Genomic DNA, 22,450 nt, shown 5'->3' on the forward strand with positions numbered 1-22,450 from the left:
GCGTGGCCCGCATCGTTCTCAAAATCGACGTCGATACGTTGCGCGGCACGCGCGAAGGCGTGCCCAATCTCGGGCGTCTGCTCGACAAGTACAGCGCCCGCGCGACGTTCCTCTTCAGCCTCGGCCCCGATCACACCGGCTGGGCGCTGCGGCGCGTCTTCCGGCCCGGCTTCCTGAAGAAGGTGTCGCGCACGTCGGTGGTCGAGCACTATGGCGTGAAGACGCTCATGTACGGCGTCCTCCTGCCGGGGCCGGACATCGGCCGTGAAGCCGTGTCGGAGATGCGCGCGATTCACGAAGCCGGCTTCGAATGCGGCATCCATACGTGGGACCACGTCTACTGGCAGGACAACGTGCGTGGGCGCGACCGCGAATGGACCGTCGCGCAGATGCGGCAGAGCCATGCGCGTTTCATCGAGATCTTCGGCGGACCGCCCGTCACGCACGGCGCGGCCGGCTGGCAGATGAACGGCTACGCTTTCGAACAGATCGATGCATGGGGCATGCGCTATGCGTCCGACGGGCGCGGCCACACGCCGTACACTCCCGTTCTCGATGGCCGCACGCTGAACCACATCCAGATGCCCACGACGCTCCCGACGCTCGACGAAGTGCTGGGTGTCGACGGCGTCGACGAAAGCAACGTCGCGGCCCATGTGCTGCGCCATACGGCCGACAATCCGCACGATCAGGTGTTCACCCTGCACGCCGAACTCGAAGGCCAGAAGCTCGCGCCGGTGTTCGAGCAACTGCTCGCCGGCTGGCGCGCGCAGGGACACACCTTCGCCACGATGGGCGATTACCATGCGGCGCTGGACCGCGCGTCGCTGCCCACGTACCCTGTGACGTGGGGCGAGATTCCGGGCCGCGCGGGCGAGCTGATCGTTCAGGCGGGCTGAAGCGGCGCGTGGCCGCTTTTCGGGACTCGCCGCGAGTTTCGTCTTCTTTCTCACCTACAAATCAGAACAACCGGAGAAACCTACGTGTCAGTCGCAGTCGACCAGCCCGTTCCCGACTTCACCGCGCCCGCGACGGGTGGCGAGTTCACCCTGTCCTCCCTGCGCGGCAAAAAGGTCGTGCTCTTCTTTTATCCGAAGGACAACACGCCGGGCTGCACGACCGAAAGCCTGCAGTTTCGCGACCACTACGACCAGTTCAGGGCGGCGGGCGCGGAAGTGATCGGCATCTCGCGTGACAGCGTGAAATCGCACGACAATTTCAAGGCCAAGCTGGAACTGCCCTACACGCTGGTTTCCGACGGCGACGAAGCCATCTGTTCGGCCTTCGATGTCATCAAAATGAAGAAAATGTATGGCAAGGAAGTGCGCGGCGTCGAGCGTTCGACCTTCCTCATCGACGCGAAAGGCGTGCTTCGCCGCGAGTTTCGCGGCGTCAAGGTGCCAGGCCACGTAGAGGCTATTGTCGAGGCTGTACAAGCGATTTGAGGCACGATATATTGGTTCGCAATGAGCGCCTGTCCTCCCCATTCCCTTTGTCTTAGCGCGAGCCGCCGTGTGCCTGTCGGTACGGTCGGCATGGACCCGGGCTACGTGGAGCCGGCAAGGGAAAGGCGCTCTGAAACAGAAGTCAGCCGCTGGTTCCGGTAGTCGGAACGGCGGCTTTTTTATTTGGCGTCGCACAAAAGCCACGGTTGACCGGCTCGCGAGCGGCGCGTTGCACGCGACCCCCAAGGAGCAGATCGAAACTTAGGCGAACCGGCGATTTCGACAACTAAGCGCGCCACCGGGCGCAAACTGCGGGATTCGTATCGCTTCGAGGGCGGACGAGCAGGATGCGACAGGCGGCGCACGATACACGACCCGATTCCTTTCGAGGGAACACTATGCCTTTGCCTACCGCCCCGGCCAAGCTCGGCCACCTCCTTCCGGCTGAAGAATACAAGGCCAAAGCCCGGCCTTCGAAACAGTCGAAGAAACAAGCCGCGGCGAGCGATGACGACGCCTACGGCGCGGTCGAGACCGTCGCCGCCGAGCGTCCCGCCACGAACGCCGCGCACACGCTGCGCTCGATCGCGAGCGAAGTGCTGACCCAGATTCCGGCCGAACCGCACGTGGAAGCGGTCGTGCCGCCGCCCGCGCCGGGCACCGTGCCGACGCGCGGCCGAAAATCGAAACAGACCGCGGCGCTCCTGCAGCCGGCGCCGCCCGCGCGCGCCACGCCGGAACCAGTCGAAGCTCGCACCGAGCGCGCCGAGACGCCTGTGGCGCCGGAGACTTCGGCGCGGACCGCGCCGAGGGACACGCGCACGCAAAACAAGCGCCGCAAGGGCACGGCGGCGGAAGCCGAACTGCGCAAGCTGTTCGTGCTCGACACCAACGTGCTGATGCACGATCCGAGCTCGCTCTTCCGCTTCGAGGAACACGACGTCTATCTGCCGATGATGACGTTGGAAGAACTCGACAATCACAAGAAGGGCATGTCGGAAGTCGCGCGCAACGCCCGTCAGGTGAGCCGCACGCTCGATGCGCTCGTCGCGCACGCGGGCGACGCCGGCAAGATGGCGGAAGGTTTGCCGCTCGCCGCGCAAGGCAACCGCGACGCGCTCGGCCGCCTTTACTTCCAGACCACGCTCACCGACATCGAGCCGGTGGAAGGCCTGCCGGTCGGCAAGGCGGACAACCAGATTCTCGGCGTCGTTCGCGCGCTGCAAAAGGAGCGGCCGGATCGGCAAGTCGTGCTGGTGTCGAAAGACATCAACATGCGCATCAAGGCGCACGCGCTCGGGCTGCCCGCCGAGGATTATTTCAACGACCAGGTTCTCGAGGACAAGGACCTGCTCTATTCGGGCGTGCGCGCGCTGCCGCAGGACTTCTGGACCAAGCACGCCAAGGGCATGGAGAGCTGGCAGGACACCAAGACCGGCACGACGTATTACCGTGTGACCGGTCCGCTGTGCCCGTCGATGCTTGTCAACGAGTTCGTCTATCTGGAGCCGCAGAACGGCGAGCCGTCGTTCCACGCCGTCGTGCGCGAACTGAACGGCAAGACCGCGCTCCTGCAGACGCTGCGCGACTACGGCCATCACAAGAACAACGTGTGGGGCATCACAGCGCGCAACCGCGAGCAGAACTTCGCGCTCAACCTGCTGATGAACCCGGAAGTCGATTTCGTCACGCTGCTCGGCCAGGCGGGCACCGGCAAGACGCTGATGGCGCTCGCCGCGGGCCTCGCGCAGGTGCTCGACGACAAGCGCTACAACGAGATCATCGTGACGCGTGCGACGGTGCCGGTCGGCGAAGATATCGGCTTTCTGCCGGGCACAGAGGAAGAGAAGATGCAGCCGTGGATGGGCGCGTTCGACGACAACCTCGAAGTCCTGCAAAAGACCGACGATGCCGCCGGCGAATGGGGCCGCGCCGCGACGCAGGAACTCATCCGTTCGCGGCTGAAGGTGAAGAGCATGAACTTCATGCGCGGGCGCACGTTCGTCGACAAGTACGTGATCATCGACGAGGCGCAGAACCTGACGCCGAAGCAGATGAAAACGCTCGTCACGCGCGCAGGTCCGGGCACGAAGATCATCTGCCTTGGCAACATTGCGCAGATCGACACGCCGTACCTGACCGAGGGCAGCTCGGGTCTTACGTACGTAGTCGATCGCTTCAAGGGCTGGACGCATAGCGGACACGTGACGCTCGCGCGCGGCGAACGTTCGCGCCTCGCCGATTACGCGTCCGACATCCTGTAAGCACCACGCCTTTGCGTTTCCATGCGGCCCGGCGAAGCAATTCGCCGGGCCGCTTCTTTTGTCTGAACGTTCCCCGGCTGCAACACTTACGGCACAAGCTTCATGTAAATCCTGAAGACATCTTGTCGCACGCCCGTTCGGCGGGCTAGTATCGGCACAGTGCCCTCCCGGCGAGATTTCGCTCGCCTAATGCAATGTGTCGAATCTGGTTGCTGCTTTCCGTCACCGTACTGCTCGCCGCGTGTGGATCCGCGCCGCAGCAGACGGCACGCAAGCCCGCCGCCAGCACGACCGCGAACCGCACCTACCAGCCGCCACCCGGCTTTCCGAACTTCGTCGATCACAGCGTCGGGCGCGAGGAAATCTCCATTCAGGCGATGTCGCTCGTCGGCGTGCCCTACCGCTGGGGCGGCAACACGCCGGACGCGGGTTTCGATTGCAGCGGGCTCGTGCGTTATGTCGTCGACCGCGCGGCGTCGGTCAATCTGCCGCGCACGACCGCCGACATGAGTTCGCGAGGCGAATCGGTCGAGCCGGACGGCATCGCGCCGGGCGACCTGATCTTCTTCAACACGACCGGGCGGCCGCATTCGCACGTGGGCATTTACGTCGGCAAACTGCGTTTCGTGAACGCGCCGTCGACGGGCGGCACCGTGCGGCTCGACTATCTGACGAACCCGTATTGGGCGAAACGCTTCGACGGAATCCGACGCGTCGCGCCGCCCAAGGCCGCACCCGCGCCGTTCGATGCACCGACTTATCTGGCATCGCCCGCACCCGTGCAAACGCCCGCGCCGACGCCTGCTTACGCGCGGCAAACGCCCCCCGTTCCGGCAAACACTGACGCGTTCGAACCGCCGCCCTCCACGCTCACCGCCGCGCAACGACAATCGCAAGCCGCGGGCGCGATCGCGCCGCAGACAGCCGCCGCCGTCAACGCGTCGTCCGATCCGATCCAGGCAGCCGCCGACGCCTTCGAGCCGCCGCCTCCGACCTCGCGCGCCGCACGTCAACAGGCGCGCGCCGCTCAGGCCACCGACTCAACCGATCCCGCCGAAGCGCCCGTACGCGTGATGCGCGCCTCTACCGGTTCGCTCGCCGCGCCCCGCCCCGCGCAAACCGACGATCCCATCGCAAGCTTCGCGACCGGCACGAACTGACGCGCGCCACGCGTCTCTGCTATCGTGTTTCGATCATTCTTCGACGGAGCGCAATACCATGGACCTGGGACTCGCGGGCAAGGTCGTCCTGATCACGGGCGGCAGCAAGGGAATCGGATTTGCATGCGCCAAGGCGTTCGCGAGCGAAGGAGCGAAAGTCGCGATCGTCTCACGCGATGCCGCGAATCTCGCCCGCGCCCGCGAACAACTGGCGAGCGCCGGCTATCACGTGCATCTCGCGCGCGCGGACCTGCACGAAGCGCACAGCGCCGAGGATGTGGTCGAGGAAGCGAGCGCCGCGCTCGGACCGATCGATATCCTCGTCAATAGCGCGGGCGCCGCCCGTCGCTACGATCCCGACACGCTCGATGCCGCGGCCTATAAAGCGGCCATGGACGCCAAATACTTCTCCTACGTCTATCCGCAGCAGGTCGTGCTGAAGCGCATGGCCGAGCGCCTGCGCAACGAACCGGGCACGGAACCCGGCGCGATCGTCAATATCGTCGGAATGGGCGGGAAGATCGCGACGGACATCCATATCGCGGGCGGCGCGGCCAATGCGGCGCTGATGCTCAATACCGTCGGCCTCGCCCATCATTACGCGAAGCTCGGCATTCGCATCAACGCGATCAATCCGGGCGCGACGCTCACCGAGCGCGTCGAGGAAGCACTCGATCTGGAAGCGAAACGGCAAGGCGTCACGCGCGATCAGGTGCTTGCCGAAAGCCAGGCGAAAGTGCCGCTCGGACGCTATGCAAAACCTGAGGAAATCGCCGACGTGGCGCTCTTTCTGGCGAGCCGGCGCGCGAGTTACGTGTCGGGCGCGATCATTCCGATGGACGGTGTGTCGTCGCCGATCATTTGACGCGCTCGGGCTCCGAAGCGGTTCGGGCCCCGAGGCAAGATAAAACGCTTACAGGAAGCGGTGGCCGACCCACCAGCCCGCTGCGGCGAGCGCGGCGGACGCGGGAATCGTCAGAATCCACGCCCACACGATATTGCCCGCGACGCCCCAGCGCACCGCGCTGAACTTCTGCGTCGCGCCGACGCCGACGATCGCGCCGGTAATCGTATGCGTCGTCGAAACGGGAATGCCGAGGAACGACGCGACGAAGAGCGTGATCGCCCCGCCCGTCTCCGCGCAGAATCCGCCGACCGGCTTCAGCTTGGTGATTTTCTGGCCCATCGTGCGCACGATGCGCCAGCCGCCGAAGAGCGTTCCGAGACCCATCGACAGATAGCACAGGCCGATCACCCAGATCGGCGGCGCATCGGCGGCTGCCGAAGCGTAGCCGGTCGCGATCAGCAGCATCCAGATGATACCGATGGTCTTCTGCGCGTCGTTGCCGCCGTGGCCGAGCGAGTACAGGCCCGCCGACACGAGCTGCATGCGCCGGAAACGCCGGTCGACCTTCGAGGGCGGCGTGCGGAAATACAGCCACGACACGAGCAGCATGAAGAACGAGCCCAGCACGAAGCCGAGCAGCGGCGAGATGAAAATGAATGCGACGGTCTTCAGCAATCCGTCCCAGTTGAGCGACCCCCAGCCCGACTTCGCGAGCGCTGCGCCGACGAGACCGCCGATCAGCGCATGTGATGAGCTCGACGGAATGCCGTAATGCCACGTGACGATATTCCAGCCGATCGCGCCGACGAGCGCGCCGAAGATGACGTAGTGATCGACGATTTCGGGATCGATCGTGCCTTTGCCGACGGTCGCCGCGACCTTCAGGTGAAAGATGAAATACGCGATGACGTTGAACGCGGCGGCGAACGCGACGGCCTGCTGCGGTTTGAGCACGCCGGTCGAGACGACCGTCGCGATGGAATTGGCGGCGTCGTGAAAGCCGTTCATGAAGTCGAACGCGAGTGCGACTATGACGAGCAAGGAGACTGCCCAGATGGCGAGTTGAATCGAATGCATCGGTTGGTGTTGTTTTGACCGGTCTTGAAATGCGCTGCCGGTTAGTCGTCCCGGTTTTCTCGTGTCCCGCCGCGCGCGGGCCTGCCGCGCGCCGGGGGCTTGGACGGCGTGGTCAGGCGTTTTCCAGCACGATGCCTTCGATGATGTTCGCGACGTCTTCGCACTTGTCGGTGATCGTCTCGAGCAGTTCGTAAATCGCCTTCAGCTTGATGAGCGTCTTCACGTCGTCTTCCTCGCGGAAGAGCTTCGACATCGCCGAGCGCAGCACGCGGTCGGCGTCCGACTCCAGCCGGTCGATTTCCTCGCAGATCTTCAGGATTTCGCTCGCGCGCTTCATGTCGGCCAGCAGTCCGACGGCCTGCTGCACGCGCGTGACCGTGCCGGTGCAGATATGCGCGAGCTGGCTCGCTTCCGACGTGACCGCGCGCACGTCGTACAGCGAAATGGCCGTGGCGACGTCCTCCATCAGATCGAGGATGTCGTCCATCGTCGTGATGAGCTTGTGGATTTCGTCGCGGTCGAGCGGCGTGATGAACGTCTTGTGCAGCAGATCGATGGTCTCGTGCGTGAGCTTGTCCGCGCGCTTTTCGTTCGCCTGGACGTTCTGCTTGTGGACCTCGGCATCGTCAAGGTTATCGATCAGCAGTTCGAGCTCGCGGCTTGCATCGACCATGCACTTCGCGTGCGCGTTGAAGATCTCGAAGAATTTGCCCTCGGTGGGCATGAAACGACCGAACATGAAATTCCCGCTAAATGGGTCAATTTGAGACGTACATCAAACCGTCATATTGTACCTGCGCACATTGGCGGACGCACCGCGCGTTCATGACACGCGGTGGCCGATGTCGTCAGGGATTGACAGTGGATGCGATCGGAGGCCTATTCGCCGCCGTAGAAGTTCTGCGCGCCGGCGAAGTTGTCGAACTTCGTGTACTGACCGTGGAAGGTCAGGCGCACCGGGCCGATCGGACCGTTACGCTGCTTGCCGATGATGATTTCCGCGGTGCCCTTGTCCGGGCTGTCGGGGTTGTAGACCTCGTCGCGATAGATGAAGAGGATCACGTCGGCGTCCTGTTCGATAGCGCCGGATTCGCGCAGGTCCGACATGATCGGGCGTTTGTTCGGACGCTGTTCGAGACCTCGATTCAACTGCGACAGCGCGATCACCGGGACGTCGAGTTCCTTCGCGAGACTCTTGAGCGAACGCGAGATTTCGGAGATTTCGGTCGCGCGGTTTTCGCCGCCGCCCGAGCCCGACATCAATTGCAGATAGTCGACGATAATCAGGCCGAGCTTGCCGCATTGCCGCGACAGACGCCGCGCGCGCGAGCGCAGCTCCATCGGGTTGAGGCCGCCGGTTTCATCGATGAAAAGCTGCGCCTCGCTCATTTTCTGCACCGCGTGCGTAAGCTTCGGCCAATCCTCGTCCGTGAGACGGCCCGTGCGCATACGATGCTGATCGAGCCGGCCGACCGAACCCAGCATACGCATCGTCAGTTGCGTGCCCGGCATTTCCATCGAGAACACCGCGACGGGCAAGCCGTACTCCACCGCCACATATTCGCCGACGTTCATCGAGAACGCGGTTTTACCCATCGACGGGCGGCCGGCCACGATGATCAGCTCGCCGCCGTGCATGCCCGAAGTCATGCGGTCGAGATCGACGAAGCCTGTCGGCGTGCCGGTCACATCGCTCGGATTCGCCGTGTGATACAGCGTGTCGATGCGCTCGACGACCTGCGTGAGCAGCGGCCCGATTTCCAGAAAGCCCTGCGTGCCGCGCGCCCCGTCTTCGGCGATCGAGAACACGCGCGCTTCGGCTTCGTCGAGAATCTGGCGAACTTCCTTGCCTTGCGGATTGAAGGCATCGGCGGAAATTTCATCCGCGACCGACACGAGGCGGCGCAGCACGGCGCGATCGCGCACGATCTCCGCGTAGCGCCGGATATTCGCGGCGCTTGGCGTGTTTTGCGCCAGCGCGTTCAGATACGCGAGGCCGCCCACTTCCTCGGCCTTGCCGGCCATCGTGAGCGCTTCGTAGACGGTGATGACGTCGGCCGGGCGCGTCGCCGCGATCAGCTTGCCGACGTGCTCGTAAATGATCCGATGGTCGTAGCGATAGAAATCGCTCTGGTGCATGACATCGGCGATGCGGTCCCATGCGGCGTTGTCCAGCAGCAGGCCGCCAATCACGGATTGCTCGGCTTCGATCGAATGCGGCGGGACCTTCAGCGCGTCGAGTTGCGGGTCTTTGGACGGAGCGTTCATGGGGTGGAATTATCGATTAATGTCGCGCGCTAGGCTACGTTCAGACGAAAAAAAGCGGAGCCATGAAAGGCTCCGCTTTTTCGTACCGCACGCGAGACCGAAGTCTCGCGTCAAACTTACGCGTGCTCGCCGAGCACCGACACGGTGACGTCGACCAGCACGTCCGTGTGCAGCGCCACTTGAACCGAATGGTCGCCGACCATCTTCAGCGGGCCTTGCGGCAGACGCACTTGCGCCTTTTCCACTTCGGCGAAGCCTTGCGACTTCAGTGCTTCGGCGATGTCCGCATTCGTGACCGAACCGAACAGACGGCCGTCCACGCCAGCCTTTTGCGAAACCTGAACCGTGAAGCCGTTCAGCTTTTCGCCTTGCTTTTGCGCGTCCGCCAGCTTTTCAGCGGCGACCTTTTCGAGCTCGGCGCGGCGAACTTCGAATTCGGCGATTGCGTCCTTCGTTGCGCGGCGTGCCTTCTTGCCGGGGATCAGGAAGTTACGTGCGTAGCCGTCCTTGACCTTGACGATATCGCCGAGGTTGCCCAGGTTGACGACCTTTTCCAAAAGAATGATTTGCATTTTTGGCTTTCCTTAGTGCGTCGTCTGATTAGGCCTTGTGCAGGTCGGTGTACGGCAGGAGCGCGAGGAAACGCGCGCGCTTGATTGCCGTATCGAGCTGGCGCTGGTAGTGCGCCTTCGTGCCAGTCAGACGAGCCGGCGTGATCTTGCCGTTTTCGCCGATGAAGTCCTTCAGCGTTTCCGTGTCCTTGTAGTCGATCTGCTCGACACCGGCTGCCGTGAAACGGCAGAACTTCTTGCGCTTGAAGAGCGGGTTTTGTTGCTGACGACGCTTGTCGAATTTCTTACCAGTCGGGCGGGGCATGATTAGTCCTTTCCAATGTCCTGCAATTCTGTGATGTGAAACACCAGGGTCCGCGCGTTACGGCTCTTTTTGGCCAGAAATCCGGTGAAGCGTGCTTCGACGCCCATCGGACAGCTTTCCAGCCTGCCGCTCGCTTCTCCGGCCGCGACCGCCTGCAGTGTCAGTTCGATCTGACGGGCGATGCCCGCTTCGACGACTTCCGCGCGGTGTTGCAACGTGCAGCTTGCGATCGGGATGCCGGCGGGCGTGTACCGCACCGGTTCGCGTTCCACGACGCTTGCTGTCAGTTGCAGCCGGTTCACGAGATAGCTTCTGTTCCCTGGTGGCTTGACAGTATTGAACTGTCCTTAAGCCTGCGCTTCGGACGGCTGGCTAGCCGCCTTCTTGGCTTCTTCGCGCTGCACTTCCTTCATCATCGGCGACGGGCCGGTTTCGGCCTTCTTCATCTTGACGATGAGGTGACGCAGAACGGCGTCGTTGAACTTGAACGCGTGTTCCAGTTCTTCGAGCGTGGCCTGGTCGCATTCGATGTTCATGCAGACGTAGTGAGCCTTCGCGAGTTTCTCGATCATGTAGGCCAGTTGGCGACGGCCCCAGTCCTCGATGCGGTGGATCTGACCACCGTGCGACGTGATCGTGCCCTTGTAGCGCTCGATCATGGCGGGCACTTGCTCGCTCTGATCGGGATGCACGATGAAGACGATTTCGTAATGACGCATATTCACTCCTTGTGGATATAAGCCGCCCGGGCGTCGGACCGGTGCGGCAAGTGAGAAGCCAAAGATTATAGCTTTTTACATGCGGCTGCGCAAATACGATTTTGAACGCGTTTTCAAGTAGTTACGACGCCTGCGCGGGCGCCGTCTGCGGCTCGCCCGGAAGCGTCAGCCGACGGCTCCAGTAACCGGGTTGCGCATAGATTTCCTTAAGATAATCAATGAAATAGCGCACGCGCGCCGGTACATAGCGCTGTTGTGGATAGACCGCGAGGATGTCGTAATCGGGCAATTCGAATTCGTCGAGGACGGTTTCGAGCTCGCCCGATTCCAGTTGCCGCTGGATTTCCCAGGTCGAGCGCCAGCCGAGCCCCAATCCCTCCGACGCCCAGCGATGCAGCAACTCGCCATCGTTGCAATCGAGCGTCCCGGTCACGCGAACCGTCACGACCTTGCCGTTACGCCGGAAATACCACCCGCGATTCTGCCCGCCTTGGAGATTGAACGCGAGGCAGTTGTGATTCGGCAGGTCTTCGAGCGCTTTCGGCCGGCCGTGCTTCCTGAAATAGGCGGGCGTGCCGCACACCACGCGCCGGTTGCCCGCGAGCTTCACGGCGACGAAATTCGGATCGACCGCTCCGCCGATGCGAATCGACAGGTCATAGCCTTCGCGCACCAGATCGACGACGCGGTCGGTCAGATTGAACGACATCTGCAGTTCGGGTTTGTCGGCGACGAATGCGGGCGCGTGCGGCGCGACGTGCATGCGACCGAACGCCGCCGGCGCCGATACGATCAGATGCCCGCCGACCGCGCGTCGTCCCGCCGCGAGCTCGTTCTCCGCCTGATCCCATTCCAGCAGCAGATTCTTGCAGCGGTCCAGAAACGCGGCGCCCTCTTCACTCACGACGAGCCGCCTCGTCGAGCGGTACATCAGCTTCACGCCGAGGCGCTTCTCGAGCGCGTCGATGCGCCTGCCGAGAATCACCGGCGACACGCCCTCCTCCAGCGCCGCCGCCGCCAGGCTGCCGGCTTCGGCCACGCGCACGAAAGTTTCTATCTGCTTGAAGCGGTCCATCTCTCGTCTCCAGCCGCCCGACCGCGCGGAACGGGCATTCGATACTTTTTGTTTGGGAAAAAGCGACTGCGGCTGATCTTATCAAACCTTTTTCACAGACTTAAAGTGCAACGGAACCCTGCTTGAATGCAGACAGCCATTTCGGATAGAGACCCCCAGGAAGGAGACAACCATGCCCAAGATGAGAGCCGTCGACGCAGCCGTCCTCGTGCTGGAAAAAGAAGGAATCGATACCGCGTTCGGCGTGCCGGGCGCAGCGATCAACCCGTTCTACTCGGCGATGAAGAAGTCGGGCGGCATCAGCCACGTGCTCGCGCGCCACGTCGAGGGCGCATCGCACATGGCCGAAGGTTATACCCGCGCCGCGCCCGGCAACATCGGCGTTTGCATCGGCACGTCGGGCCCGGCGGGCACGGACATGATCACCGGCCTCTACTCGGCCCAGGCGGATTCGATTCCGATTCTCGCGATCACCGGCCAGGCGCCGCGCGCGCGTCTCTACAAGGAAGACTTCCAGGCCGTCGATATCGAATCGATCGCCAAGCCGGTCACGAAGTGGGCCGTCACCGTGCGCGAGCCGGCGCTCGTGCCGCGCGTGTTCCAGCAGGCATTCCATCTGATGCGCTCGGGCCGTCCGGGTCCGGTGCTGGTCGACCTGCCGATCGACGTGCAGCTCGCCGAGATCGAATTCGACATCGACACGTACGAACCGCTGCCGGTCTACAAGCCGAAAGCGACGCGCGGGCAGATCGAAAAGGCGCTGACGATGTTGAACGACGCCGAAAAGCCGTTGATCGTCTCGGGCGGCGGCGTGCTGAACGCGGCGGCGGAAGACCTGCTCGTGCAGTTCGCGGAAACGCTCGGCGTGCCCGTTATTCCGACGCTCATGTCCTGGGGCGCGATCCCCGACGATCATCCGCTGATGGCAGGCATGGTCGGCCTGCAGACGTCGCACCGCTACGGCAACGCGACGATGCTCGCCTCGGACTTCGTGCTCGGCATCGGTAATCGCTGGGCGAATCGCCATACCGGCAGCGTCGAGGTGTACACCAAGGGCCGCAAGTTCGTGCACGTCGATATCGAGCCGACGCAGATCGGCCGCGTGTTCGGACCGGACCTCGGCATCGTGTCGGATGCGAAGGCCGCGCTCGAACTGTTCGTCGAAGTGGCGAAGGAATGGAAGGCCGCCGGCAAGCTGAAGGATCGTGGCGCGTGGGTGGCGGACTGCCAGCAGCGCAAGCGCACGATGCTGCGCAAGACGCACTTCGACAACGTGCCGATGAAGCCGCAGCGCGTCTACGAAGAGATGAACCTCGCGTTCGACCGCGACACCTGTTTCGTCACGACGATCGGTCTGTCGCAGATCGCGGGCGCGCAGTTCCTGCACGTGTTCAAGGCGCGCAACTGGATCAACTGCGGCCAGGCCGGCCCGCTCGGCTGGACGATTCCCGCCGCGCTCGGCGTGCGTGCGGCTGACCCGCAACGCAAGATCGTCGCGCTCTCGGGCGACTACGACTTCCAGTTCATGATCGAAGAGCTCGCGGTGGGCGCGCAATTCAAGCTGCCCTACGTGCATGTGGTCGTGAACAACTCGTATCTCGGCCTGATCCGTCAGGCGCAGCGCGGCTTCGACATGGACTATTGCGTGCAGCTCGCGTTCGACAACATCAACGCGCCTGAACTCGAAGGCTATGGCGTGGACCACGTCGCGGTCGCCGAAGGCCTCGGCTGCAAGGCGCTGCGCGTGCACAAGCCGGAAGACATTGCACCGGCGCTGAAGCGTGCGCAGGCGCTGGCCGCCGAACATCAGGTGCCGGTCGTGGTCGAGATGATTCTCGAGCGTGTGACCAACATCGCGATGGGCACCGAGATCGACGCGATCAACGAGTTCGAAGAACTCGCCGAAACCAAGGCCGATGCGCCGACCGCCGTCACGCCGCTCGACTGAAGCTTCGCCGCCGCGCGTTCGATCGAGCGAATGCGCGGCGAACATTCACTGACCGACCATCAGGAAAGAACAATGCCGAAATTTGCCGCGAATTTGACCATGCTGTTCAACGAAGTCCCGTTCCTCGACCGCTTTGCCGCGGCCGCGAACGCGGGTTTCAAGGCGGTCGAGTTCCTGTTCCCTTACGCGTTCTCGATCAGCGATATCCAGAAGCGCCTGAAGGACAACGACCTGCGGATCGTGCTGCACAACCTGCCCGCGGGCAACTGGGAAGCGGGCGAGCGCGGCATCGCCTGCCTGCCGGATCGCGTCGCGGAGTTCCGCGAAGGCGTGCCGCGCGCGATCGAATATGCGAAGGCGCTGAACGTGCCGCAATTGAACTGCCTCGTCGGCATTCCGACGGCGGGCGTATCGGCGGAACAGGCGCGCACGACGATCATCGAGAATCTGCGTTTTGCCGCGGAAGCGCTGAAGAAGGAAGGCATCAGGCTGCTGGTCGAGCCGTGCAATTCGTACGACATTCCGGGCTTCGCGCTGAACCGCTCGAAAGAAGGACTGGATGTGATCCGCGCGGTCGGTTCGGACAATCTGTTCCTGCAGTACGACATCTATCACATGCAGCGCATGGAAGGCGAACTCGCCGCGACGATCCGGAAGAACCTGCCGCAGATCGCGCATATCCAGCTCGCCGACAACCCTGGCCGCAACGAGCCGGGCACGGGCGAAATCAACTACGCGTATCTGTTCGGTCTGCTCGACGAGATCGGCTATCAAGGCTGGATCGGCTGCGAGTACAAGCCGCTTGACGGCACCGAAGCGGGCCTCGGCTGGCTTCAATCGATCGGCGGCGTGAAGCAAGGCGCAACCGCTTAAACCAGACACACAGGAGGAGCTCGAAGTATGGCAACGATCGGTTTCATCGGCCTCGGCATCATGGGCGCGCACATGGCGCGCAATCTCATCAAGGGCGGCCACAAGCTCGTCGTGAACGGCAAGTTTCCGGTGCCGGACGATATCCGCGCGCAAACGCAGGTCGTCGCGGATTCCTCGGCGGTCGCGCAGGAAAGCGAGATCGTCATCACGATGGTGCCCGACACGCCCGATGTCGCCAATGTGCTGTTCGCCGATGACGGCGTCGCGAAGGGTCTCACGAAGGGCAAGCTCGTGATCGACATGAGCTCGATTGCCCCGCTGGAGACGCAGGAGTTCGCGAAGAAGATCAACGCGCTCGGCTGCGACTATCTCGACGCGCCGGTTTCCGGCGGCGAAGTCGGCGCACGTGAAGCGACGCTCACGATCATGGTCGGCGGCCCCGAGAAGTCGTTCGAGATCGCGAAGCCCTTGTTCGAACTGATGGGCAAGAACATCTCGCTCATCGGCGACAACGGCGCGGGTCAGACCTGCAAGGTCGCGAACCAGATCATCGTCGCGCTGAACATCGAGGCGGTCGCGGAAGCGCTGCTGTTCGCGTCGCGTTCGGGCGCCGATCCGGAGCGCGTGCGTCGTGCTCTGATGGGCGGCTTCGCATCGTCGCGCATTCTCGAAGTGCATGGCGAGCGCATGACGAAGCGCACGTTCAATCCGGGCTTCCGGATCGAGCTGCATCAGAAGGATTTGAACCTCGCGCTCGACGGCGCGCGCAAGATGGGCCTAGCCCTGCCCCACACGGCCAGCGCGCAGCAATTGTTCAGCGTGTGCGCCGCGAACGGCGGAAAGGCGTGGGATCACTCGGCGCTCGTACGTGCGCTCGAAATCATGTCGAACTTCCAGGTGGCTGACGAGCCGGCGCAAGCCAAGGCTGCGTAAGCAGCACCTGAGCCGTGGGGCGTCCCGCGTATGGGCACGCGGGACAAATGTCGCTCTGGGCTGAGGGCGACAAAGTGGGGTCCGAGAAGCGGCACCCGGTGATGCGCCGGGTAAGCCTTGGTCGGTCAGACGGTTTATCGTCGGGTGTCCGCGTCGGATTGTTTGTTTTGGTTTCTATGGATGGCCTGAGTTCGTGTCGGTTTATTAGCACTGCCCCTGTGCGGGGCGGCAGTCACTTTCTTTGCTGCTGCAAAGAAAGTAACCAAAGAAACAGCTTCTCACCGCCCGAGGTCACACGCACGTTGGCCATGCTTGCCAGCCGCGAGTGGCACTCGCCTAAGTGTCTCCCTCGAAGGCCCAATCGGGCTTGGCTCGCGCACGGTCTGTCACATCGCACCACACCACAAACTGGTTCAGCACCAAATGGCTCCAGCCCGCTTCGCGGCCGATGGGTCAATCGGGTTTGCGTGCGCTTCTTCCTCGACGGTTTCCCTCACATACCCAACGGCAGCGCGTAGCGCTGTGCCGAAGCTATTTGGTGCTGAACCAGCGCGCTTAACCATTTGGTGCGTCAGACCGTGCGCGAGCCAAGCCCGATTGGGCCTTCGAGGGCGACACTTAGGCGAGGGCCACCGCGGGCTGGCAAGCATGGCCAAACTGCGTGTGACCGCGGGCGATGAGAAGCTGCTTTCTTTGGTTACTTTCTTTGCAGCAGCAAAGAAAGTGACCCCCGCCCCGGGGAGGGCAGTGCTAATGGACCACCGCGAAATCAGGCCATCCATAGAAACCCAAGCAAGCACAAAAAACCCTAATAAACATCAAAAACGCGCTGCAAGTCATCAACTCCCGAAGCAAGAGCAAGCATCAACAAAACCCGCGCCTTATAAGGGTTAATCGTCCCCGCACTGACGCTCCCGATCGCGTCATCATTCGCGGCGCCGTTGCGCATCACATGCCCCGTCCCCACGCGCGACGCGCGCACGACCGCGACGCCCTGCGAAACGGCATCGGCGAGCGCCTGCGTAAGCGTCGCATGCATCGAGCCATTGCCCGTGCCCGCAACGACGATCCCCCGCACTCCCGCCGCGACAAGCGCATCGACCATCACCCGCGATGCATCCGCGTAACTCGCGACGATCTCGACCATCGGCCATTGACTGCTCACGGAAAACTCGCTCGCAACGGTATGCGGCCGCACGACTATCCGCTGAAACTCGACGCGCCCGTCCTGCACAAAACCGAGCACGCCGGTCTCGGGCGAGCGAAACGCATCGACGGCATAAGTGCTCGTCTTGGTGACATCGCGCGCGCTATGAATCTGGTTATTGACCGCGACGAGCACGCCCTTGCCCGCCGCGTCCCTCGATGCCGCGACAGTCACCGCATTCAGCAGATTGAGCGGGCCATCGGCGGACAGCGCAGTCGATGGGCGCATCGCCGCCGTCAGCACGACAGGCTTCGCGCTCTTCACCGTGAGATGCAGCAGATACGCGGTTTCTTCGAGCGTATCGGTGCCATGCGTGACGACCACGCCATCGATATCGTCCTGCGCGAGCAGTTCGTCGATGCGCGATGCGAGCGTCGTCCACAGCGCGGCGCTCATGTCCTTGCTGTCGATGCTCGCGATCTGCTCCGCGTGAATGCGCGCCACTGAACCGAGCGCGGGCACGGCATCGAGCAATTTGTCGACGCCGACGACGCCCGCCTTGTAGCCCGCCGTCTTCGATGCGTCACCGGCGGACCCGGCGATAGTGCCGCCCGTCGCCAGCACGGCGATGCGAGGGAGAGAGGATGTATTCATGCCGGCGATTGTAAATCAGCCGGCATGCGGATCACGCCGTTTCGCGAAGCTGGGCCGCGATCTGCGCTTCTTCGAGCTGCGGCGCGAACATCTCGATCAATCGATACGCATACGCGCGCAGGAACGCGCCCTTTCTCAGGCCGACACGCGTCGTGCTGGCCTCGAACAGATGCTGCGTATCGAGCGCGACGAGCTCGGTGTCCCGCTTCGCGTCGTAGGCCATCGCCGCGACGATGCCGATGCCCATGCCGAGCTCGACATACGTCTTGATGACGTCGGCATCGATCGCGGTGAGCACGATATCGGGAATCGCGCCCGCGCTCGCGAACGCCTGGTCGACGTGCGAGCGGCCGGTGAAGTCCTGGTCGTAAGTGACGATCGGATATTCGGCGATCTGCTCGAGCGTGATGTTCTCGCGGCCGACGAGCGGATGACCCTTCGGCACGACGACCGTGTGATGCCACGAATAGCACGGAAACGTGACGATATCCGGATAACGGTCGAGCGCTTCGGTCGAGATGCCGATATCCGCCTCGCCATTGATGATCATCTGCGCAATCTGTTGCGGACTGCCCTGGCGCAGCGCGAGATGCACCTTCGGGAACACCTCGGTGAACTGTCGGATGACCTTCGGCAATGCGTAACGCGCCTGCGTGTGAGTCGTCGCGACGACAAGGTGGCCGTTGTCCTGATCCGCGAACTGGCGCGCCACGCGCCGCAGGTTCTCCGCGTCTAGCAGCATGCGCTCGATCAGCTGATGCACCTCCTTGCCCGGCTCGGTGAGACCCGTGAGACGTTTGCCGCGGCGAATGAAGATATCGACGCCGAGCTCGTCCTCCAGATCCTTGATCTGTTTCGACACGCCCGACTGCGACGTGTAGAGCACGTTGGCGACCTCCGTCAGATTCATGTTCTGACGCACGGCCTCGCGCACGAAGCGCAATTGCTGAAAATTCATGTGAAACCTCTCCGCGATCCTTTTATGTTGTTATCTCATTGCGCCGGCGACGGCGCCGGAAAGACGCGCAGCGCGCGCGGCACGGCCGTCACGCCGTCGCCGACATCGAGCTTGAGCGCGCGCCATGCCTCGCGATCCAGTTCCGCCTCGATCACGCCGCCCGCACTGCCTTCGAGCTCGACGCGCACCGAGCCGCCGAGCGTCACGACGCGCCGCACGCCGACCACGATGCCGTCGCGATGCGTGCCGTCGGCGGGATACAGCGCGAGATCGTGCGGACGCACATACGCGAGCGCCCGGCCCCTGAAATGCGCCTCCGCGGCGATCGGGCTTGCTGCGCCATCGACGACAAAGCCGCCGGCATCGACATTGCCCTGCAGCCGGTTCGCCGCGCCGAGAAACTCGTACACGAACGACGTCTGCGGATGATCGTACACGTCTTGCGGACTGCCCACCTGCTCCACGCGGCCATGATTCATCACGACGATACGGTCCGCCACTTCGAGCGCCTCTTCCTGGTCATGCGTGACGAAGAGCGTCGAGATATGCAGATCGTCGTGCAGGCGGCGCAGCCAACTGCGCAGTTCCTTGCGCACCTTGGCATCGAGCGCGCCGAATGGCTCGTCGAGCAGCAGCACTTTCGGTTCGACGGCGAGCGCGCGAGCCAGCGCGATGCGCTGCCGCTGCCCGCCCGACAGTTCGGACGGAAAACGCTCGGCGAGCCAGTCGAGCTGCACGAGTTTCAGCAGTTCATGCACCTTCTCGCGGATCACGGCTTCGCTCGGACGCTCGCGGCGCGGCTTCACACGCAGGCCGAACGCGACGTTCTCGAACACCGTCATGTGCCTGAAGAGCGCGTAATGCTGGAACACGAAGCCGACTTGCCGCTCACGCGCGCCGACTGCCGCGACGTCCTCGCCATGCAGCACGACCTGGCCCGCATCGGCGAATTCGAGGCCCGCGATGACCCGCAGGAGCGTGGTCTTGCCGCAGCCCGAAGGCCCGAGCAGCGCGACGAGTTCGCCCGCCGGAAAATCGAGCGTGACGTTGTCGAGCGCGGTGAAATCGCCAAAGCGTTTTTGCAGATTGCGAACGATGATGCTCATGATGTTGTCGGCCTCTTCAATTCTGTGCGGGTGTCCGGGTTTCGCCGATGGCTTGCGACATGCGCCGCTCCGCGAGGAGCTTGAGCGCGAGCGTCACGAGCGCGAGCAGCGCAAGCAGCGACGCCACCGCGAACGCGGCCGAGAAGTTGTATTCGTTGTAGAGAATTTCGACGTGCAGCGGCATCGTGTCGGTCTGTCCGCGGATATGGCCCGACACCACCGATACCGCGCCGAACTCGCCCATCGCGCGCGCGTTGCAGAGAATCACGCCGTACAGCAGGCCCCACTTCACGTTGGGCAGCGTCACGCGCCTGAAGATCTGCCAGCCCGATGCGCCGAGCACGTGCGCCGCTTCCTCTTCGTCGTTGCCCTGCGCCTGCATCAGCGGAATCAGCTCGCGCGCGACGAACGGGAACGTCACGAAGATCGTCGCGAGCACGATGCCCGGCACCGCGAAGATGATCTGCACGTCATGCGCGGCGAGCCACGGACCGAACCAGCCTTGCGCGCCGAAAATCAGCACGTAGATGAGACCGGAGATCACGGGCGAAACTGAAAACGGCAGATCGATGAGCGTGGTCAGGAGCGCCTTGCCGCGAAAGTCGAACTTCGCGATCGCCCACGAAGCGGCCAGCCCGAACACGACGTTCAGCGGCACGGCGATCGCCGCGGTGATCAGCGTGAGCTTGATCGCGGACCACGCATCGGGATCCTTCAGCGACTCGAAGTAATAATCGATGCCCTTCGCGAATGCCTGCACGAACACCGCGACGAGCGGCACGACGAGAAAGAGCGCAAGAAACACGAGCGCGATGCCCGTCAGCAGCCAGCGCACGGCGCGCGGTTCGGTGACGGGATTGAGGCTGCTGGCGCGCACGCGCGCGCTGGCGTGCACCGGAAGCGCTTTGCTATCGGGCGTACTCATGCGTGACCTCCGCCCGGATGTCCGACATGCAGCGAAGGACCGGCGGCGACGGCAGGCGCCGCGCCCGTCTTGCTCGTGCGCCGCTGCAGGAACCATTGCAGCGTGTTGATGAGGAGCAGCATCAGGAACGACACGCACAGCATCACGACGGCGAGCGCGGTCGCGCCGGCATAGTCGTACTGTTCGAGCTTCGTGATGATGAGCAGCGACGTGATCTCGGATTTCATCGGCACATTGCCCGCGATGAAAATCACTGAGCCGTACTCGCCGAGCGCACGCGCGAACGCGAGCGCGAAACCGGTCAGGAGCGCGGGAAACACCGAAGGCAGCACGACGCGGCGAAACGTCAGCCAGCGCGTCGCGCCGAGGCACGCGGCGGCCTCTTCCTGCTCGCGCTCGAACTCCTCCAGCACCGGCTGCACCGTGCGCACGACGAACGGCAAGCCGATGAACGTCAGCGCGACGAGCACGCCGAGCGGCGTGAACGCGACCTTGATGCCGAGCGGCGCGAGATATTGCCCGATCCAGCCGTTGCCCGCATAGACCGCGGCGAGCGAGATGCCCGCGACGGAGGTCGGCAGCGCGAACGGCAAATCGACGATCGCATCGACGATGCGCTTGAACGGAAACGTGTAGCGCACGAGCACCCACGCGACGAGAAAGCCGAACACCGCGTTGATGAGCGCGCCGCCGAGCGCGGCACTGAACGTGAGCCGATAGGACGCGAGCACGCGCGGCGACGTAACCGCGCGCACGAACTGCGCCCAGTCGAGCGTCGCGGTCTTCGCGAAGGTGGCGGCAAGCGGAATCAGCACCACGAGGCTTAAGTACGCCACCGTGATGCCGAGCGTCAGGCCGAACCCGGGAAGCGCGCTCGGCTTCTTGAATGTGAGGGTCGTCATCCTTGATTGATCCTTTTCTTGCGCCGGGGTTGGGCGCGTCGCTGCTTCGGGGCGCCCGGCGTCATTGACGCGCCGCGTCGCCCGCTCTTTCGCTTACTGCGGCTGATAGATCGAATCGAACACGCCGCCGTCCGCGAAGTGCGTCTTCTGCGCCTTCGTCCAGCCGCCGAACGTGTCGTCGATGGTGTAGAGCTTCAGCTTCGGGAACTGCTTCGTGAGTTCAGCGGGCACCTTGTCCGAACGCGGCCGATAAAAATTGCGCGCGGCGATCTGCTGTCCTTCGTCGCTGTACAGATACTTGAGATAGGCATCGGCGAGCTTGCGCGTACCGTGCTTGTCGACGACCTTGTCGACCACCGCGACCGGCGGCTCCGCGAGAATGCTCACCGACGGCACCACGATCTCGAACTTGTCCGTGCCGAATTCCTTCACCGAGAGGAACGCCTCGTTCTCCCATGCGATCAGCACGTCGCCCTGGCCGCGCTGCACGAAACTCGTGGTCGCACCGCGCGCGCCGGAATCGAGCACGCCCGCATTCTTGTAGAGCTTCGTCACGAAGTCCTTGGCGGTCTGGTCGTTGCCGCCCGGCTTGTGCTGCGCATACGCCCACGCCGCGAGATAGTTCCAGCGCGCGCCACCCGAGGTCTTCGGATTCGGCGTGACGATCGACACGCCCGGCTTGGCCAGATCGTCCCAGTCCTTGATGTGCTTCGGATTGCCCTTGCGCACGAGGAACACGATCGTCGATGTGTACGGCGACGCGTTGTCCGGCAGACGCTTCTGCCAGTCCGCGTTGACGAGTCCCTTGGACGCGAGCGCATCGATGTCGTAGGCGAGCGCGAGCGTCACGACATCGGCCTGCAATCCATCGAGCACCGCGCGCGCCTGTCCGCCCGAGCCGCCGTGCGACTGCTTGAAAGTGACCGTTTCGCCCGTGTCGGCCTTCCACTTCTTCGCGAACGCCTGATTGAAGTCCTGATACAGCTCGCGGGTCGGGTCGTAGGAGACGTTCAGAAACGACGTCTGCGCGAACGCCGACGCAGCCAGCCCGACGCCCGCCGCCGTCAGCGCCGCCGCCGCGAGCACGCGCCGCGCGCCTTTGCCCAATCCCAATCTGATGCTTCGCATTCCCCGTTCTCCGTCTTATCGAATTGACGGAATCAGTCTATCGAGGCGTCTATATGATTAGAAATAATCGTTATTCACTTTTTTATACGTAAAACTGCTAAGAAGCATATTCCTGGGTGGAAGAAGCGACGGCGGCGGTGAAACG

General features: G+C 63.4%; 22 protein-coding genes. 8 read left to right on the forward strand and 14 right to left on the reverse strand.

All coding sequences use genetic code 11. The features are described 5' to 3' along the window. The first annotated feature begins 2 nt into the window (after nucleotides 1–2). From ACEN42_RS08485 to ACEN42_RS08505, 5 genes are all read left to right on the forward strand, one after another. Nucleotides 3–899, forward strand: a complete 897-nt coding sequence (locus ACEN42_RS08485) for a polysaccharide deacetylase family protein (RefSeq protein ID WP_371879702.1) — start codon at nucleotides 3–5, stop codon at nucleotides 897–899. Nucleotides 900–983: 84 nt separating this feature from the next. Further along, nucleotides 984–1,445, forward strand: a complete 462-nt coding sequence (locus tag ACEN42_RS08490; protein WP_035498749.1) for a peroxiredoxin — start codon at nucleotides 984–986, stop codon at nucleotides 1,443–1,445. A 398-nt stretch (nucleotides 1,446–1,843) separates the two neighbouring features. Beyond that, on the forward strand, nucleotides 1,844–3,709 hold the full coding sequence (locus ACEN42_RS08495; RefSeq protein WP_371879703.1) for a PhoH family protein: 1,866 nt from the start codon (nucleotides 1,844–1,846) through the stop codon (nucleotides 3,707–3,709). Nucleotides 3,710–3,903: 194 nt separating this feature from the next. Further along, on the forward strand, nucleotides 3,904–4,869 hold the full coding sequence (locus ACEN42_RS08500; protein WP_371879704.1) for an NlpC/P60 family protein: 966 nt from the start codon (nucleotides 3,904–3,906) through the stop codon (nucleotides 4,867–4,869). A 58-nt stretch (nucleotides 4,870–4,927) separates the two neighbouring features. Further along, entirely contained in the window at nucleotides 4,928–5,734 is an 807-nt protein-coding gene (locus ACEN42_RS08505; RefSeq protein ID WP_035498754.1) for an SDR family oxidoreductase, read from the forward strand. A gap of 48 nt (nucleotides 5,735–5,782) precedes the next feature. On the opposite strand, the gene ACEN42_RS08510 is transcribed toward ACEN42_RS08505, so the two are convergent. From ACEN42_RS08510 to ACEN42_RS08545, 8 genes are all read right to left on the reverse strand, one after another. Continuing rightward, entirely contained in the window at nucleotides 5,783–6,793 is a 1,011-nt protein-coding gene (locus ACEN42_RS08510; RefSeq protein WP_035498755.1) for an inorganic phosphate transporter, read from the reverse strand. Nucleotides 6,794–6,905: 112 nt separating this feature from the next. Beyond that, nucleotides 6,906–7,532, reverse strand: coding sequence for a DUF47 domain-containing protein (locus tag ACEN42_RS08515; protein WP_187604822.1), 627 nt, complete (start codon nucleotides 7,530–7,532; stop codon nucleotides 6,906–6,908). Nucleotides 7,533–7,672: 140 nt separating this feature from the next. Beyond that, the gene (locus ACEN42_RS08520; protein WP_035498758.1) at nucleotides 7,673–9,061 is read right to left on the reverse strand and encodes a replicative DNA helicase; all 1,389 of its coding nucleotides are present in this window, start codon (nucleotides 9,059–9,061) and stop codon (nucleotides 7,673–7,675) included. A 116-nt stretch (nucleotides 9,062–9,177) separates the two neighbouring features. Next, entirely contained in the window at nucleotides 9,178–9,633 is a 456-nt protein-coding gene (rplI, locus tag ACEN42_RS08525; RefSeq protein WP_187604823.1) for a 50S ribosomal protein L9, read from the reverse strand. Between the two features lie 28 nt (nucleotides 9,634–9,661). Beyond that, nucleotides 9,662–9,937, reverse strand: a complete 276-nt coding sequence (gene rpsR, locus ACEN42_RS08530) for a 30S ribosomal protein S18 (protein WP_014191233.1) — start codon at nucleotides 9,935–9,937, stop codon at nucleotides 9,662–9,664. 2 nt (nucleotides 9,938–9,939) lie between these two features. After that, on the reverse strand, nucleotides 9,940–10,239 hold the full coding sequence (gene priB, locus ACEN42_RS08535; RefSeq protein ID WP_035498764.1) for a primosomal replication protein N: 300 nt from the start codon (nucleotides 10,237–10,239) through the stop codon (nucleotides 9,940–9,942). A gap of 45 nt (nucleotides 10,240–10,284) precedes the next feature. Continuing rightward, nucleotides 10,285–10,656, reverse strand: a complete 372-nt coding sequence (gene rpsF, locus ACEN42_RS08540; RefSeq protein WP_014191231.1) for a 30S ribosomal protein S6 — start codon at nucleotides 10,654–10,656, stop codon at nucleotides 10,285–10,287. Between the two features lie 121 nt (nucleotides 10,657–10,777). Further along, nucleotides 10,778–11,731 carry a LysR family transcriptional regulator gene (locus ACEN42_RS08545; RefSeq protein WP_187604824.1) on the reverse strand — a complete coding sequence of 318 codons (954 nt, stop codon included), beginning with the start codon at nucleotides 11,729–11,731 and terminating at the stop codon, nucleotides 10,778–10,780. A 172-nt stretch (nucleotides 11,732–11,903) separates the two neighbouring features. Here ACEN42_RS08545 and gcl point away from each other — a divergent pair, with 172 nt between their 5' ends. The 3 genes from gcl (at nucleotide 11,904) to ACEN42_RS08560 (ending at nucleotide 15,485) form a co-directional block, all read left to right on the forward strand. Further along, complete coding sequence (gcl, locus tag ACEN42_RS08550) at nucleotides 11,904–13,679, forward strand: glyoxylate carboligase (RefSeq protein ID WP_187604825.1); 1,776 nt, start codon at nucleotides 11,904–11,906, stop codon at nucleotides 13,677–13,679. Between the two features lie 72 nt (nucleotides 13,680–13,751). Further along, nucleotides 13,752–14,552, forward strand: a complete 801-nt coding sequence (gene hyi, locus ACEN42_RS08555) for a hydroxypyruvate isomerase (RefSeq protein ID WP_035498943.1) — start codon at nucleotides 13,752–13,754, stop codon at nucleotides 14,550–14,552. A gap of 27 nt (nucleotides 14,553–14,579) precedes the next feature. Continuing rightward, the gene (locus ACEN42_RS08560; protein ID WP_187604827.1) at nucleotides 14,580–15,485 is read left to right on the forward strand and encodes a 2-hydroxy-3-oxopropionate reductase; all 906 of its coding nucleotides are present in this window, start codon (nucleotides 14,580–14,582) and stop codon (nucleotides 15,483–15,485) included. A gap of 808 nt (nucleotides 15,486–16,293) precedes the next feature. Here ACEN42_RS08560 and ACEN42_RS08565 read toward each other — a convergent pair. The 6 genes from ACEN42_RS08565 to ACEN42_RS08590 all read right to left on the reverse strand — a co-directional run bounded on the left by ACEN42_RS08565 (nucleotide 16,294) and on the right by ACEN42_RS08590 (nucleotide 22,305). After that, a complete protein-coding gene (locus ACEN42_RS08565; RefSeq protein WP_371879705.1) occupies nucleotides 16,294–17,286 on the reverse strand; it encodes an asparaginase in 993 nt (330 codons plus the stop codon). 31 nt (nucleotides 17,287–17,317) lie between these two features. Then, nucleotides 17,318–18,244 (reverse strand): CysB family HTH-type transcriptional regulator, encoded by a 927-nt coding sequence (locus tag ACEN42_RS08570; protein WP_035498772.1) that lies wholly within the window; start codon nucleotides 18,242–18,244, stop codon nucleotides 17,318–17,320. 35 nt (nucleotides 18,245–18,279) lie between these two features. Continuing rightward, nucleotides 18,280–19,350 (reverse strand): sulfate/molybdate ABC transporter ATP-binding protein, encoded by a 1,071-nt coding sequence (locus ACEN42_RS08575; protein WP_371879706.1) that lies wholly within the window; start codon nucleotides 19,348–19,350, stop codon nucleotides 18,280–18,282. A gap of 16 nt (nucleotides 19,351–19,366) precedes the next feature. Further along, nucleotides 19,367–20,275 (reverse strand): sulfate ABC transporter permease subunit CysW, encoded by a 909-nt coding sequence (gene cysW / locus ACEN42_RS08580; protein ID WP_371879707.1) that lies wholly within the window; start codon nucleotides 20,273–20,275, stop codon nucleotides 19,367–19,369. Beyond that, nucleotides 20,272–21,177, reverse strand: a complete 906-nt coding sequence (cysT, locus tag ACEN42_RS08585) for a sulfate ABC transporter permease subunit CysT (protein ID WP_371879708.1) — start codon at nucleotides 21,175–21,177, stop codon at nucleotides 20,272–20,274. Before cysT ends, cysW begins: the two co-directional genes overlap by 4 nt. 93 nt (nucleotides 21,178–21,270) lie before the next feature. Next, nucleotides 21,271–22,305 carry a sulfate ABC transporter substrate-binding protein gene (locus ACEN42_RS08590; RefSeq protein WP_371879709.1) on the reverse strand — a complete coding sequence of 345 codons (1,035 nt, stop codon included), beginning with the start codon at nucleotides 22,303–22,305 and terminating at the stop codon, nucleotides 21,271–21,273. Nucleotides 22,306–22,450: the final 145 nt, after the last annotated feature.

The organism is Caballeronia sp. S22 (assembly GCF_964261745.1).
Lineage (GTDB): Bacteria > Pseudomonadota > Gammaproteobacteria > Burkholderiales > Burkholderiaceae > Caballeronia > Caballeronia jiangsuensis.